This window comes from Pseudomonas sp. v388, assembly GCF_003935425.1.
Lineage (GTDB): Bacteria > Pseudomonadota > Gammaproteobacteria > Pseudomonadales > Pseudomonadaceae > Aquipseudomonas.
Genome location: NZ_RHQN01000001.1, coordinates 658,949 through 674,159, shown reverse-complemented (window position 1 = coordinate 674,159; position 15,211 = coordinate 658,949). Strand labels below are relative to the sequence as shown.

The window sequence follows — 15,211 nt, the reverse complement described above, 5'->3', positions numbered from 1 at the left end:
ATGGCAGGCGAGCATCTTGATCCTTCGCGTAGGCACTTGCTTGATCTACCTACTATGGAACGGATTGCGGCGATCAAGAAGGATCTATGGGTACACCACTCCCAGTACGAGCAAATCGAGTTCATCATGAAAATGATGATGACGAATCGTGGAAATCAGATATCTGCGGAATGCCTTGCAGTCTTGGGGCCGACAGGTGCGGGTAAGACTAGCTTCCTTAAGGGCTGGCTGCGTTCCAGGGACGAATGGGCGCAGCGGCTTATCTATTTCGAGGTCAAGCCTGAGATCGGCTATCGAAAATTTGTTGCTCAGCTCTACGCTGCAGTGGGGGAGCCAGAGCATAGAGATGCGTCGGTACGTGGTTCATTCAAGTATGACGTGTTTGCCGACGTTCTGAAATCCAAGGGCAAGACTGGCTTGGCGCTAGATGACATTCATGACCTTGGCAGGAACAACCGCGACCAACTCGCTCAAATTCTTTTGCTAATAAGAGGACTAACTGCTGAACCTTGCAGCCTGCCTATATTCGGATACGGACTTCCAAAGACCAAAAATATTTTTACCAATGAAGATCAGTTAGATCGAAGGATCGAACAAATTTCACTGAGTCCTTGGCAAGAGCGAGATCCTGAGCTTTTGGATTTTCTAGAGGTGATCGAACAGCTGTATCCATTGCAGTTGCCCTCTAATCTTACGGATCCCACTATAGTGCGCGCTCTCTATGATCGTTCAAAAGGGGTAATAGGTCTGATGATCAACCTTCTTAAAGGGGCGGGGTGTTACGCCATCGCTACTAGACAGGAGTGTATTACTGTTGACAATATTGATCTTGCTCATAAGAGCCCTCTGGGCTGGGTGAATTACCTGAGTGACCTTTATCAAAAGGGTTCCTAATGCGTCGAGTCAATTACATTCCAAACTCTGTGCAGGATACAGCTGTTACTGAGGTGGCATCATCGATTGTGTCAAAACTGCAAAAGGCTGAGGGCGGATGGATCCGTCTTCATGGAGAAGCGCGGAGTGGGCTCACCACCGTTCTCTATCGCCTTTGTCAAGGGCAACGATTTGGGGCACAGCACCCATGGTTAGTTATGATGACGCCGATGTCACATCTCATGGGCGTCAGAGAAACTCTACTTCATGCGATGCGTTTACCAAACGAAAGCGATACGTGGCCGAACACGACAGTCGTTCCAAGCTTCCTGGATAAGTATTTGAAGTGCTCAAGGAATAAGGTGGTCTTGGTGGACGATTTTCATATTGCCGAGAAGCTTAGTCCAATAGAGCGGCTACGCTTCCTGAATATTATTCAGGTTTTAATTAAACCTCCTTACTCGTTGATTTTTGTATTGGCTGGTAATTTTGGTAAATTTCAACCCACCAAACGAGACTGGTCGGACTTCACAATGAGTGCGCTGGTTTTAATGAGCAAATTCAGACCTCAAAAAGAATCGCAAGAATTTTCTAACTCGATCTTGTCTAGTTTTGCATTAGAAATGAAACTCTCCTGCAGCTTGCCAGTAATGTCGCTCAAAGATGCTAAACATATCATTAACCTGACAAAGGGGCATGTCGGAGAAATCGTCTCTTTTATTTCAATACTCGCTCGTCAGTGTCAGATTGATAGCAACCACAACGTCCCCGGCAGGGATGCATTTGGTCTGACATGCGATCGCTATAGGGTTCGTCATGGCTAGGTACGTCAAGCGCCCCGCGTATGATGAGACGTTATCTTCCTGGCTGTATAGGGTGTCTGTGACCCGTTCAGGGTCGCAGTACAGTAAATTCACCGCGGCTCTCAGGGCGCTGACCAAAGATGTTACGCACCCAATATCCCCACTCAAGTACGCGCTTGGCAACGAGATCGGCAGCGAGACCACTCTGTTCGCTAACCGCGACGCCGACATTGATTACGACATGAACTTAGTCAAAGGTGTCGTCGGTGCGAGCCTTGAACAGTTTGGAGTGAACCTTCAGTTCTTCGTTCCAAACTCTGACTTGATCACTCCCTTCAGCATGCGACGTTATTACTGCCCAGACTGCCTGGAAGAGGACGTTGCAGCAATAGGCTTTCCCTACTGGCGCAAGTCTTGGACTTACTGCATGACTGGCTATTGTGTGCAGCACAATCGGTTGTTGGCAATCTCACGGACGAGTCCAAGCGATTACGACCGCGCGTGGATCGCGTTCAAGGAGGACAGCGCCGGCGCGCCGTCTAACCCGTTCAGGAGGATGCGCGACCGTCTCGCAATCCGCATCCAATGCTGGTATTTCAGGCAACCAGGCTTCAACACCTTCGGCCTTGTACATTCTGGGCGCAGCGTAGCTATGTTCGACCTCACGTATTCTCTACTGCTGAAATGCCGAACACGCTTCGATGGGGGAGGATACGCATGCGCCCTGGCCCGAGAGTATCGAGCGCAAATAGTGCGACAAATCCTGCCCTTGAGTGAGCGTATCCAAACAGGCCTAGCTCAGGCAGTCCCTGTTCAGCGTGCCTATGCGCTGATCCTCACGGGGATGATCCTTGGACTGATATCCACCGAGCACATCGCGAGGTTCGTCGGGCTGGCCCGGCAGCACGGGATCCCATGGCCAAGCACACCTTTTGAAATCGGCAAGATGGCAATGCAGTATGCAAGTCGGGAGGAGTATTTCGTCCTACGTGAGCTGTACTCGGCTACCCCTGCATCTCTCGTAGACAGGTGTGCTGACTTTTTCCGTGGGCTTGAGCATGGCGCGTACTCATTGCGGGATGAATACTCTTCTCGGGATCGAGAGTGGCTGAACAGTGGATCGCCTCATCAACGCTGGATGTTTCGACCACAAAGCGAAGTGGAGCGCTGATAATCGCCGTTGGCAGCCATAACGGTGATGCAGATATCTCGTGCCAGAGTGGTGGGCGTGCCCTACGGGACGGCTGTCGTAAACCAAGCCCCTACGGTTCTTGGCCCTTCGGGCTTCGATCCTCACGCCTGCGCGCTCCGCTTGCTTGCATCCTGTACGGTGCTGTCAGCTAGGGGTCAGCGGCCAAAAGCTAAGCAACGGCCCTGTCTGAACCGCAACTCGGTGATGATCCGATCTATCCGAACCGATCACCCCAGCTTCCAGTATCTGTGGACAGTTACCTTGTTCACCTGCAGCTCCGAAGCCGTTTCGGCCTGAGTCATCCCTTTAGCTTTGCAGTCGAGCACCTTGGCCAATAGGTCGGCGTTTATGCTCGTTCCCCTAGGACGATCAACCAACTTTCCATCGACCACTTGGGAGAGGGCCTGCTCCAGCTGTCCTGATGCCTGAATGGCGTTGAGCTCTTCGGAGAGGCGCGCAAGGATCGTTTCGATGCTCCCGCCGTCCTTGACGACCATTGTTGCAGCGACAACCGTGGCGGGGCTCAGCCCGAGCGACTCGGAGAGCTTCTCAAGTTTGTCGAGCGTGAGGCTGGACTTGCCGTGCTCCAGATCGCCGATGTACTGCCTAGCGCTCCCTTCGTCAGGCAATGCTTCCTGGGGCAAACGCTTGGCGGCCCGCAAAGCCCGGAGTACTGCAGCAAGGGGCACCTTCAGCGACATGTCCCGTCCTCAAAATGCAGGATCAGGCCATGTTGCGTAGTTACACTCTACCGTATATATTTGCATTGCTGTAACTCGCTTGAAGGTTGAAACCATGCGTGTAGAGCCGGCATGACAACCAGGGCGGCGGCTGGCGATCAACTGAAGCAGCCAAGCCGACAGGGCAAGGTAAGGGCATGGACGTATCGATCAATCAGTCGGGTTGCTCACTGACCAAGCTGGTGCGCCATGTATTCCAATATAAGCCTAAACCGTTCGAAGGGATCCGACGGGGTCAGACAAACCAAGCTAGGACTTGCCTAGCTCAAGCTTGGCTACCGGGTCAACCTGCCTCACCAACGCGTCTAAATGGCTTCAATAGTGCTCACGTCCATATTATGAAAATTCGTATCTACTCCGATCTGCACAACGAGTTTCACCGCTTCGATCCTCCTCCACTCGACGCGAGCATCGACCTGGTAATCTTGGCCGGCGATATCGACAAAAAAGCCCGGGGCGTCCAGTGGGCCAATGACACCTTCAAATGCCCGACCGTTTACATCGTAGGCAATCACGAATTTTATGACGGCCATCTCGATCGCACTCTTCAGAAGATGCGTGATGCTGCAGCGCCTCACGTGCACATTTTGGAAAATGAATCGTTGGCGATCGGTAACACTCGCATCCTCGGAACCGCCGCCTGGACAGATTTCAGTTCGACCGGCGACCAGGTCGCAGCCAGCAACATGGCCAAAGAGTGGATGAACGACTTCAAGTACATTCGCGCTGAAACCAGCTACCGACGGATACGTCCGTCCGACTTGATCGAGAAAAATCGGACAGCAAAAACTTGGCTTACTGAAGAACTGGCCAAGCCGCATGAAGGAAAGACGATTGTTGTCACCCACCACGCGCCCACGCCGGCCGTAGTTGGCAGCAAGCATGAAGGTCATCTCAATGCAGCCTATAGCAGTGACTGGCCAAGGCTTATCGAACAAGCTCACCTCTGGGTATTCGGCCACACGCACGAAGCGGTCGACGTAGAACTAGCAGGGTGCAGGGTCGTGTCGAATCCGAGAGGGTACCCCGGCGAGACCACTGGTTTCGACGCGCATTACGAATTAGAAATCTAGAGAAAGCGCGTCCCGAGAAGCCGCTCAAACGCCCCCGGAAACCTGCTATCCACTCAGCCACCAAGAGCAACTGTGTTTTGAAATCGAATGTCTTTGCCATCACAAGCGCCACTTCAAAAGCAGACGAGTCGGACGCAGCTGAACCATTACCGGCCGAGGTCAGACAGGCGATGGCATACGACTGGGGCGTTTTCGTAGATGCCTATCTATGCAATGGCGCGCGGGTAGGTGATCGGTACGCAGCCACTGCCTATTTTGGTCAACCAGGGGAGATCCCGAATGGAGCAACTGTAGCCACGCATCCACTCAGGCAGGTTGCAACGCATGGATCGTTCAGATTGTTCCAAACTTTGGATGGGGCTGATCACTACGTGCTTGTCTCACAGCAAAGCGTGGGAGGCGGAAATGGCAATCGTGATTGATTGGCCGCCGGCCGTTTTATACGCCGCACGGCTCACATTCAAAGCGCCCGTGAGTGGGATTCTCTGGCTGCCCGAAATTGAATACCCCTGTCTGACAGGGCGGGTTTTTATGGATCTCAGCGGTCGATTCGCAGACGGCAGGTTGATACGCACTTCGGAGGTCAGAGAGCTGATCGAGGAAGGCGATTACACAATCGCGCGCACCTGTGGGCGCAGCCATTATTTGCTGGTCGAAGCTCGCGGAAATTCATTCGCGGGACTGCGTCGGCTGCCTCGAGTACGTCCTTTTCTCAGCGGGAGCGTTCACTGATTCGTCTCCCGGCCAACCTGATTTGTTTGTCATCAAACTTGTTGCGACGCGGGCAAGAATCTTTCTACGTAGCTGGAGGACGCATGCAAGAGACGGATCTGTATCAGTGGCTGGGCTTTCATGGTGAGCTCATTGATGGGGCGTCATACGCAGACGCATCCACTCTGATCGCGCTCGAAGCCAGAACCTTGAAACCCCATTGCGCTGTCCATAGCTGGATCGTTCTAGACTTGATTGATGATGATCACTCGAAGCCCACCCCCTCGAGCCAGGGCAATCAATCAGATGACGCACTAACAGATGCCGTCACCGCAAACGTGCTGGAACCGCTGCTCCCTTTAGTGCTTTTCGCACACTACGTTGAGTTTCACAGTACCGGTCGTTACGAGAAAGGCCATTCGATCAGGACGGGTTTTGCTGTTGAGTACGACGGCCGGGGCATCTTCGAGACCCAAGACACAATCTATGTCCTGCTCGGCAAAGGCATTCGCCGAAATGCACCTTTTGAAGTGGTACGTTTGGTGCCACACGGACGCGTTTTAGACGATTACTTGACACCAAGAAGGGCAGAGTCGCGCGGCGGAATCGCAGCACTTGCGGATGTGCAAGATCGGGTTTATTGCGACCTCCAGATGTCGCCAGAGCAGGGCCGAGAATTGGTTGCACTAGTCGAAGGGCTACGCGCGAGTGGGATGCACCCTGGCTTGGAAAGCGTCTTTATGGACATCGAACGCGAGATTGGTCATTAGCAGGGCAGGTTTGCGGGGCTAAACCGCTAACGAACATCACACGTTCAAGTGGGCGGTGCGTCGACCCGATGTCGTCGATGCTGAATGAGACGAGCTAGTTGGATAGAAGTCATATGGCGTACAAGGTAGTTATATTCGATGCCTTTGGCACGATCCTGAAGATCCAAGACGGTGTCCATCCTTACAGGCAGCTGCTTCGCGAGGGGATGAAGCACGGCCGCCGTCCCCGGCCTGACGATGCCGTCAGGATCATGATCTTCAACGGAAGCCTGTCGGCATGTGCTGACGCGCTAGAAATTCAGATCAAGCCTCAACGCCTGGCAGAAATCGAAGCGGCGCTTGAGGAAGAGGTTGCTGGCATCGAGGCGTTTGAGGATGCGTTAGAGGCCGTCGAGCTGCTCCGCGAGCACCATATCCCTCTGGGTGTTTGTAGCAACCTTGCACAGCCGTATGCGCAAGCAGTCAGGCGCCATTTTCCCAAGCTTCAGGGATACACGTTTAGCTTTGAGATAAGCACTGTCAAACCTGATCCGCAGATTTATCGTGCCGCTTGTAGTTCTCTCGGGATTGAGCTCGCTCATGAGGCTGATACTCGACGTCTAGTGATGATTGGCGATTCTTTACGCTGTGATTGTCACGGCCCGCGAAGCGTGGGAATGACGGGCATTCATCTCGAACGGTCGCTGCATGGCCGGATCAACAATCTCGTGGATTTTGCCCATCTGGTGATAGGTGCAGAGCAGGGTTGAAGGTTTGGGGCTGCTACCCAAGCCCTCAAGGCGCTCTGAGGTAATGGCGAAAGGCTTACACACGCTTCAGCAAAACGACCGTTTACAGACTCTCATCGAAAAGCATAAATTGGATCCATCAGCTGGAGAGCAGGAAGTCCTCCAGAGATCATGGATGATCAGCCATTGCCTGGAATGCTGCCGGCAAGGATGTTGGGATGGTACTGATAGAAAAGAACCCGCTTCGGCGGGTTTTTTAATTTTCCGGTATCAGCTTCTCATGGCGGGCAGAGAATCAGACTTTCCGGGCACGACACGGATATCGGTCAACCCAACCACCGCAGCTTGAGCAAGAATATCTTCGGATGTCGCGTCCGCGTTCGGAATCATCAAACTGTTCTCCCCATCCCCAAAGTGAAGCTCCAGCACGTGCATTGCAGCTTCTTGTGCCTCGAGCGTTTGCTGCCCAATTTCGAGCTGATGTTGACGTGGGGTGTCCTTGAATCGGTAATTGATGGTGTGAGTATGCATGGCAGGCCTCAGCAATGGTTGGATAGCTGAATATCCTGACTCGCTGGTCAGGTCTAAGTTCAGATCGTCCGCGTCTCGGCGTGCTTAGCCTCTATCAAAGCCAGTTGGATGACTGCTCGCTTCAGTGCTATCACCTCAGCCATGAGTGCATCGTTCATCGCTACCAAGGTGCGCGTGTCACCTTTCAGCCTTCTGATGTCAGCCCACGCTTCATGCAATTCATCCAGGAGCATCAGGCATTGGTGCTGATAGCTCTCAAGCTCGGTAGGTATGCCGAGGTCAAAAGGGCTGTCTGCAGTTGAGGTGGGGAGGTTGGACATCAAATTGTCGCCTGGAGTACAAATGTTCTCTTAAGGATAATTTCTTGTACTGGATGAATCAACAGTTCTCTGTATTTAAGGATATGGGAGCTTTTGTCACGATGGGGAATGGGATGATCGGGAAGGGGCATCTCAAGCGGGCTGCTGATGCAAGCGGCTGTCGTGAACGGAGCCCATGGCCGCAGCCCTAGCGGGCGTCCATCCTCCCGCCTTTAGCCGAGGGCCTGCGCGCTCCGCTTGCTCATAAAACATGAGAGCAGGTCAGCGGGGGGATGTTGCGCGAATCCCGCTGGCCTACTTGGCGTTACTTACGAGGTTTGCCAGCGTCGCTTCGTTTATCCCGAATCTGGCCATCTTGATTTCGGGAACGAGGCTGCTCGCCACCACCTGGTTTTGGAACGTTCACATCTTTGTTGATCGGACGGCGGTCTGTCATACGAAATCTCCCATATTGCATTCAAAGGGGTATCAGATAGTCGCTAACGGTGACCGAAACGGAAACACATCATGTAGTGTTTCCTGTTGCGGATTGGCACAACATAATGATGTTCCGGGTCGATGGCAACGCCTTGGATCCAAATCTTTTGAGGTTTCTGTGTAGACTTATTGCTGAGTCCATCGGACTGGATATGAAGAGCGGGGCGGAGGAGATAGTTAGTATGCGATCTCGCTGGCGACTAATGGCATATTACGGTAGCTCTCAGAAACGCTATCATCGCGCCATTAGCTCAAGCGGGGCCTCTTGGCCGGCCAACTCCGGCACTCCCTTGGGTATCTCGAGAAGGATGTTTGCGCATGGACGATGTAGTTCAGCCCCTCACGCCCGAAGAAATTTTCTCTCCGAAAGAAGTCAAAATCCTCGCGACTCTGGTAGCGAAGCTCAATCTGGCTGACTTCCAAAATGCCATTCCCGTTATTCGGGAGCTTCGAATTTCTAACGAGACTACTGACAGGTTCGTCAACGCGACTTTGACCCTGACATCAGCTCCCGAGGTGTTGAAGGCCAAGACCTGGCGAATCGACGAAATCGCTGCTGATAGTTTTCGAGTCATCCCAGGCCTCGATCTGGTACTGGATGGGCCGTTACTGAGTCGGCTGACAGAATCGGAGATGTCGACGTTTACCTTCGTCCTGGAGGCTGATGACAAAGCAGCGGAGGGCGGTCGCAGAGAGATCGCCCGGCTGGAGCAGGTGGTAGACCTTCTCCCACGCAACCAGTGGGGCGGACTGCGACATATCCCTGATATGACAGCAGCATTCGTCCAGCCCAATGATCCTGCGGTTGAGCGATTACTCAAACAGGCTGCTGAGCTTCTTCGCCTAAGCGAACTATCGTCCGCGCTCGATGGGTATGAGGGTGGCTCCAAGCGAGCCTGGCAGTTGGCCTCTGCCATATGGAGCGCTGTCGCTCGGATGAAGCTCGACTACGCATTGCCGCCGGCGAGTTTTGAACAGTCGGGCCAAAAAGTTCGCAGTCCGAGTCAGATCGCTGATACCGGCCTGGCAACCTGTTTCGACCTGACGCTGCTTTTTTGCGCTGCGCTTGAGCAAGCGGGTCTCAATCCCGTGATCGTGTTTACCCATGGGCATGCATTCGCTGGGCTGTGGCTAAAGCCGGAAGAGTTCACTACTGCGCTGGTCGACGATGTCACTGCGGTGCGTAAGCGAGTCAAGCTTCAGGAGCTTGTGCTCTTTGAAACGACGCTCGTCACGCAGAACCCGGTTCCGGCTTTCTCCTATGCTGTTGAACGAGGGGCCAAGCAGGTTGAGGAGGATGCTGACAGCCGTTTTGAGATGCTTCTGGACGTCCGCCGAGCGCGCCTGCAGCGAATCAAGCCGCTTGCGAGCGCCGAATCCCAAATTGCGCGCGTAGCCACTGAGGAATCGTCAGACGCGCCACCACCGTTACTGGTGGAGGAAGGGCTTGGTCTCGCCGAGGATAATGTTGAGGTTCAGGTCGAGGATCTGTCCAAGCTAAATCCCTCCGACCGTCTGGGTCGCTGGCAGCGCAAGCTTTTGGATCTGTCTCTTCGAAACAACCTGCTCAACTTCAAAACAGGCAAACGTTCGCTGAAGCTTGAGTCTCCAGACCCGGGAGCGCTCGAGGACATCTTGGCAAGTGGTCAGTCGCTCAAGTTGCTTACCCGACCAGATCTAATGGACGGCACTGATCCACGGGAACGAGCGCTTTATGAACAACGTGAACGTGAGGACGTACGTCATCGACATGCCGAGGATGCACTCAAGCGCAGAGAAGTGTTTGTTGCATTGACTTCCAATGAGATGGATGTCCGACTCACCGAACTTTATCGAGGTGCACGTACCGCGCTGCAAGAAGGCGGTTCCAACACGTTGTTCTTGGCGATTGGCTTTCTGAGTTGGACGCGTGAAGACAGGGCAGGGCAGAAGTACAAAGCACCGCTGGTACTGATCCCGGTGACGTTGGAGCGTAAGAGTGCTCGCTCGGGGTTCACCATGGTGTTGCACGATGATGAACCGCGCTTCAACCCCACGCTGATCGAGATGCTCCGCCAGGATTTTGAGCTGGGATTAGGTTCGCTGGAAAACGAGTTGCCTCGTGATGACTCGGGTCTCGATATCGCAGGCATATGGAAGAAAGTCGGTCATGCCATCAAGGACATTCCTGGCTGGGAGCTCAACGAAGACGTGGTGCTCTCCATGTTCTCATTCGCCAAATACCTCATGTGGAAGGATTTGGTTGAGAACGCCGAGCACTTGCGGCAGAGCCCAGTAGTCCAGCATCTGCTCGACACGCCTCGGGACTCGTTTGTCTCCGATACACCGTTCCCCGAAGCTGAGTCGCTGGATCGTGACTATGGCCCGACGGATGTTTTCTGCCCGCTGCCATCTGATTCATCCCAGCTCGCGGCTGTGATGGCGGCTGCGAAGGGTAAGGACTTCGTTCTGATTGGCCCACCGGGTACTGGCAAGAGCCAGACCATCTCTAACATGATTGCGCAGTCGATCGCCCAAGGCCGTCGAGTTCTTTTTGTCTCTGAGAAGATCGCTGCACTGGACGTCGTTTATCGACGCCTTCGTGAAATCGGTTTGGGTGAGTTTTGCCTTGAGCTCCATTCGAGCAAGGCGCGGAAGACTGATGTGCTCGCCCAACTGCAATCAGCTTGGGAAGCGAAAGGGCATGTTGATTCGGCGGCATGGGAAGTTGAGGCCCAGCGTCTCGCGACGTTGCGGGACAGTCTGAACATCTACGTCGAACGGCTTCATCGCCGTCATCGCAATGGCTATACGATCTACGACGCGATTGGCACCGTCACATCCGGAGTTGACGAAGCTGTAGCGCCGATTGGCTGGGCATCCCCTGATATCCATGACCAGAAGGCGATGCTTGAACTGCGTGAGCTGGGCGATCGACTTGAGGTCAACGCGCAGGCTGTAGGCTTTGATCAGCTCGCTGGCAACGCCTTGTCTCCGGTCGGTCAAGCCGAATGGTCGCCTCACTGGCAGCAGCAATTTGTGCAAGCGGCGAGAGACGTCTTGCCCAGTGTGTTGGAGGTGCAAAAAGCTGCAGATCGCTTCGTTGAGTTGACTGCACTTCCTGCCACCCAATACACACCTACTACCCTGGACGGTCTATCGATTCTTTCACGGGTACTGCCAGCGGCGGCAGGGCACGATTGGCGTTTTGCTCTGAAACCTGATGCTCGCTCTATCTCTCAACGCTTGAGCGATGGCTGCAGCTGGGTTGAACAGCACCGCGAAATCAACTCGAAGCTTTCGACGCCATGGTCGTCTCGTGTAATGGCAGATGCCAAACTGGGCATCGATCTGCTGCAGCAACGCCGCGCTGCTTTCTCCGATCTCGGCCCAGCCTGGCCGCAGAGCGTCACTGATGTATTAGGGCAAGCCGTCGTTCTCCTTGGCCAAGTGGAAGAGCTCAAGGGGCAACTGCAAGCGACTTACAACGATACGATCGACACGATTGATGTCGAACTTCTGCATCGTGAGTGGGCTGAGGCTGAAGAGGCTTTCTGGCCTAAATCCTGGTTCGGTAAGCGCCGAATCGCAGGGCTATTGGCCCCGGCGCAGACGTTTGAAGAAGAGATCGACAATGCCAAGGAGCTGGCGACGTGGGTCGAGATTCGATCTGTGCGCCGCGCGATTGATGACCTACCACCAGGGCAGGAGTGTGGCTCCTTGTGGCAGGGCGCCAAGTCCGATGCTACTGGGATTGTTGCAGCCATAAAGCTCCAGACAGCAGTGCGACTCCAGAAGGAGGATGCGTCTTGGGATGACGAAGGGCTGTTGTTAGTAGAGCAGGGCCATTTAGGGGATGAGCTGAAAGAAGAACTTAATCGACTGCGCACTGTGGTTCGCCTCGATGCCGAGATGGATAAGTTGGCCGACCTCGCGGCAGGAACTCATTCTCTGTGGGCCGGACTTAATACAGACGTTGATGGGCTCACTGCTGCGATTCGGTTTCAGGTCGAACGGCGTGACCTCGAGGAGCGTGGACGGCTTGTCGACGATCATCCTCATGTAGAGGAGGGGCGTTGCGGAGATTCGCTGAAAAATGATTTTGAGTTGCTAAAGCGCAGGGCTGCTGTCGAGCGAGAGTTAGCTGATCTAGCAGATCTTCGCGAAACGGTGCCTGCCTGGAATGACCTGAAGACTAAGCTTGAGGTGGTTCGTAATGCAGTGTTGTTCCAAGGAGAGCTGACGACTGCGATTGCGAAATTGGCGCTCAACCCTGAGCAGATTGGTGCTTACAAGACGCCGCTCCAGACGTTGCTTGGCGATGGCAATGCATTGCTGGAGTCTGAAGGTGCTATCCCTCTGGCAGGCGGTACTTTGCGCGAGAAGCTTGGCTTGCTCCGAGAGCGTACTTCGCATCTGACAGCGGTGGGTCAGTTCACCGATTCGGGTATCGACGAAACCGCACACCTGGCATTGAGCGAACTCAAGAAAAACTGTGATACGGTTGTCTCTTCGGAGCCGCGTCTGAAGGCATGGTGCTCGTGGCGCAAGGTTCGAGATGAAGCCTTTGCGGTGGGACTGGCCCCCATAGTCAATGCGATGGAGCAGGGCGCGATCACGTCCGGAAAAGTCCGGCGAGTACTGGAAGTGAACTATTCCCGCTGGTGGTTGAACGCCACGGTGGATAACGAAGAGGTTATTCGGACGTTCGTTAGCGTCGAGCACGAACAGCGTATTCGCGATTTCCGTGCGCTGGACGACAAGTTCACAGCACTGACCAAGGACTGGCTTCGTGCGAGGCTGTGTGCAGATCTGCCGAGTCAGGACAGTGTCAGCCGTTCCTCGGATTGGGGCTTGCTGCGCCATGAAATGGGCAAGAAGACCAAACACATTCCGTTGCGTGAGCTAATGACTCGTGCACCTGATGCGTTGACCAAGTTGACCCCTTGCTTGCTGATGAGCCCGCTTTCCATCGCGCAATATCTGCCGCCGGCATCTACGCCATTCGACCTGGTCATCTTCGATGAAGCGTCTCAGATACCTGTCTGGGACGCCATCGGTGCCATGGCTCGAGGCAAGCAAGTTGTGATGGTAGGTGACCCTAAACAGCTCCCGCCCACGTCCTTTTTTGATCGAGCCGAGTCGACTGCTGACGATGAGGATGTCGAAGCCGATCTTGAAAGCATCCTGGACGAGTGCATCAGCGCCAACCTACCAATGCGTAACCTCAACTGGCACTACCGTAGCCGTCATGAAAGCTTGATCGCGTTCTCGAACCAGCGCTACTACCAGTCGAAGTTGGTGACCTTCCCATCGCCATTCACCGCAGACAAGGCCGTGCGGTTGTGCCCTGTCGCAGGTATCTACGACAAGGGAGGCTCACGCACGAACCTGATTGAGGCGAGGGCCTTGGTGGCAGACCTCATTGCTCGTCTTCAATCTCAAGCGTTCCGGGAAAGTCGAAGAACAGTTGGGGTTGTAACGTTCAACGGTGAGCAACAGAAACTCATCATGGACATGCTAGATGAGGCATGCCGAAAGGATCCGTCGCTGGAGCCATACTTCGCAGAGTCCGAACTGGAGCCGGTGTTCGTGAAGAATCTGGAGAGCGTTCAGGGTGATGAACGCGACATCATCTATTTCTCCACGACCTACGGTAAGGACGCCGCCGGCGTACTGTCGATGAATTTTGGGCCGATGAACCGCCCCGGAGGCGAGCGTCGTCTCAACGTCGCAATTACCCGCGCTCGCCAGGAGCTTGTTCTGTTCTCCACACTGCGACCGGAGCAGATCGACCTGGCTCGGACGCAAGCTATCGGTGTTCGAGACCTCAAGCATTTCCTGGAATTTGCAGAGCGCGGGCCACGAGCTTTGGCTGAGGCTAATTTGGGCAGCGTAGGCGGATTCGACAGTCCATTTGAAGAAGCGGTTGCCGCAGCGTTGGCCAAAAAGGGTTGGCACATCCAAACACAAATTGGTGTTTCATCATTCCGAATCGATCTCGGGGTCGTCCATCCTGATGCACCTGGACGATTCCTTGCTGGCATTGAATGTGATGGCGCGACCTACCATCGCAGCGCCACCGCACGAGACCGGGACAAGCTTCGTGAGTTTGTACTGCGTGGCCTAGGCTGGGAGATCGTCAGGATCTGGTCTACGGACTGGTGGGTCGATGCGCTGGGTACTGCAGAGAAGGTACACCAGCGCCTGAACGACCTCCTTGCAGAATCACGTGCCAAACAGGCGGTTATCGATGCAGCGCAGGAAGCACAGCGCTTGAAAGTCGATGCCGCCATGGCCGAGGTTATTGAAGTCGTCGAGCAAGTCGCCGTGGTTGCTGGTGCGGTTGATACCGTTGAAGCAAATGATCCTTCAGGGGCTTTGCCAGAGCTTAAATACGCTAGATCAGCATCGGTTGTTCAGGCTCAGGACGAAACGGTTTTTGTGGCTCCGTCTCAGCCACTGATCTATGTCGAAGCTGATCCCAGCAGCGCCGTTGACGCCATCGATCCGGATCGTTTTTTTGAGCGCGACTACACCGAAAACCTGGAGAAGATGATTGCCCACGTGGTTGAAAGTGAGGGCCCAATTCTCGATGTAATTTTGGCTCGCCGTATTGCACGCGCGCATGGATGGGTGCGAACCGGCGCGAAAATTCGAGATCGTGTCGATCAGTTGGCCAAGCAACGTTTTCGTTTTCACGACGAAAGCCAGGTAGGCGTCTTTTACTGGCCATCCAGCCTCAAAGAGGATCATGAGGTTGTATTCCGTCGATCTGTGGATGAAGACTCTTTGCGAAGTCTGATGGAGATCTGCCTAGCTGAGATTGCCAGTATCGCCGCTAAATTTTCTGGACGGGCATTGGATGACGAATCAATGATTTACAGCATTGCGAAAGAGGCTGGAGTGCAGAAGCTCACTGCGTCTGTGAGGGCCCGTATCGTCAAGGCGATCCAGATGACCAACTGATAGCAAATTCCTCGACGCCCTGTGATCAGTGTGAACGCATTGATT

The 15,211-nt window shown here is 54.2% G+C and carries 10 protein-coding genes; 7 read left to right on the top strand and 3 right to left on the bottom strand.

Translation table 11 applies throughout. The annotated features are described in order from the left end of the window. From EGJ27_RS02980 to EGJ27_RS02970, 3 genes are read left to right on the top strand one after another with little or no spacing between them, the layout of a single operon-like run. Complete coding sequence (locus tag EGJ27_RS02980) at positions 1 to 894, top strand: TniB family NTP-binding protein (protein WP_125829213.1); 894 nt, start codon at positions 1 to 3, stop codon at positions 892 to 894. Then, positions 894 to 1,697: a hypothetical protein gene (locus EGJ27_RS02975; protein ID WP_125829212.1), complete on the top strand. Its 804-nt coding sequence runs from the start codon at positions 894 to 896 to the stop codon at positions 1,695 to 1,697. Before EGJ27_RS02980 ends, EGJ27_RS02975 begins: the two co-directional genes overlap by 1 nt. Then, positions 1,690 to 2,847: a TniQ family protein gene (locus tag EGJ27_RS02970; protein WP_125829211.1), complete on the top strand. Its 1,158-nt coding sequence runs from the start codon at positions 1,690 to 1,692 to the stop codon at positions 2,845 to 2,847. Before EGJ27_RS02975 ends, EGJ27_RS02970 begins: the two co-directional genes overlap by 8 nt. A gap of 248 nt (positions 2,848 to 3,095) precedes the next feature. Here EGJ27_RS02970 and EGJ27_RS02965 read toward each other — a convergent pair whose 3' ends face one another. Further along, positions 3,096 to 3,569 carry a helix-turn-helix transcriptional regulator gene (locus EGJ27_RS02965; protein WP_125829210.1) on the bottom strand — a complete coding sequence of 158 codons (474 nt, stop codon included), beginning with the start codon at positions 3,567 to 3,569 and terminating at the stop codon, positions 3,096 to 3,098. A gap of 377 nt (positions 3,570 to 3,946) precedes the next feature. On the opposite strand from EGJ27_RS02965, the gene EGJ27_RS02960 reads away from it, so the two are divergent. From EGJ27_RS02960 to EGJ27_RS02940, 3 genes are all read left to right on the top strand, one after another. Beyond that, positions 3,947 to 4,681, top strand: a complete 735-nt coding sequence (locus tag EGJ27_RS02960; RefSeq protein ID WP_125829209.1) for a metallophosphoesterase — start codon at positions 3,947 to 3,949, stop codon at positions 4,679 to 4,681. Positions 4,682 to 5,496: 815 nt separating this feature from the next. Further along, complete coding sequence (locus tag EGJ27_RS02945) at positions 5,497 to 6,162, top strand: hypothetical protein (protein WP_256672634.1); 666 nt, start codon at positions 5,497 to 5,499, stop codon at positions 6,160 to 6,162. 113 nt (positions 6,163 to 6,275) lie between these two features. After that, positions 6,276 to 6,911: an HAD family hydrolase gene (locus EGJ27_RS02940; protein ID WP_125829207.1), complete on the top strand. Its 636-nt coding sequence runs from the start codon at positions 6,276 to 6,278 to the stop codon at positions 6,909 to 6,911. A gap of 249 nt (positions 6,912 to 7,160) precedes the next feature. Here EGJ27_RS02940 and EGJ27_RS02935 read toward each other — a convergent pair whose 3' ends face one another. Continuing rightward, a complete protein-coding gene (locus tag EGJ27_RS02935) occupies positions 7,161 to 7,421 on the bottom strand; it encodes a hypothetical protein (RefSeq protein WP_125829206.1) in 261 nt (86 codons plus the stop codon). A 59-nt stretch (positions 7,422 to 7,480) separates the two neighbouring features. Then, the gene (locus EGJ27_RS02930) at positions 7,481 to 7,741 is read right to left on the bottom strand and encodes a hypothetical protein (RefSeq protein ID WP_125829205.1); all 261 of its coding nucleotides are present in this window, start codon (positions 7,739 to 7,741) and stop codon (positions 7,481 to 7,483) included. 795 nt (positions 7,742 to 8,536) lie between these two features. On the opposite strand from EGJ27_RS02930, the gene EGJ27_RS02925 reads away from it, so the two are divergent. Next, positions 8,537 to 15,166, top strand: coding sequence for a DUF3320 domain-containing protein (locus tag EGJ27_RS02925; protein WP_125829204.1), 6,630 nt, complete (start codon positions 8,537 to 8,539; stop codon positions 15,164 to 15,166). The last annotated feature ends 45 nt before the right edge of the window (positions 15,167 to 15,211 follow it).

Excerpts from the sequence above, each read along its gene's own strand:
- EGJ27_RS02980 (WP_125829213.1), top strand. The coding sequence starts at position 1 with ATGGCAGGCGAGCATCTTGATCCTTCGCGTAGGCACTTGCTTGATCTA.
- EGJ27_RS02975 (WP_125829212.1), top strand. The coding sequence starts at position 894 with ATGCGTCGAGTCAATTACATTCCAAACTCTGTGCAGGATACAGCTGTT.
- EGJ27_RS02970 (WP_125829211.1), top strand. The coding sequence starts at position 1,690 with ATGGCTAGGTACGTCAAGCGCCCCGCGTATGATGAGACGTTATCTTCC.
- EGJ27_RS02965 (WP_125829210.1), bottom strand. The coding sequence starts at position 3,569 with ATGTCGCTGAAGGTGCCCCTTGCTGCAGTACTCCGGGCTTTGCGGGCC.
- EGJ27_RS02960 (WP_125829209.1), top strand. The coding sequence starts at position 3,947 with ATGAAAATTCGTATCTACTCCGATCTGCACAACGAGTTTCACCGCTTC.
- EGJ27_RS02945 (WP_256672634.1), top strand. The coding sequence starts at position 5,497 with ATGCAAGAGACGGATCTGTATCAGTGGCTGGGCTTTCATGGTGAGCTC.
- EGJ27_RS02940 (WP_125829207.1), top strand. The coding sequence starts at position 6,276 with ATGGCGTACAAGGTAGTTATATTCGATGCCTTTGGCACGATCCTGAAG.
- EGJ27_RS02935 (WP_125829206.1), bottom strand. The coding sequence starts at position 7,421 with ATGCATACTCACACCATCAATTACCGATTCAAGGACACCCCACGTCAA.
- EGJ27_RS02930 (WP_125829205.1), bottom strand. The coding sequence starts at position 7,741 with ATGTCCAACCTCCCCACCTCAACTGCAGACAGCCCTTTTGACCTCGGC.
- EGJ27_RS02925 (WP_125829204.1), top strand. The coding sequence starts at position 8,537 with ATGGACGATGTAGTTCAGCCCCTCACGCCCGAAGAAATTTTCTCTCCG.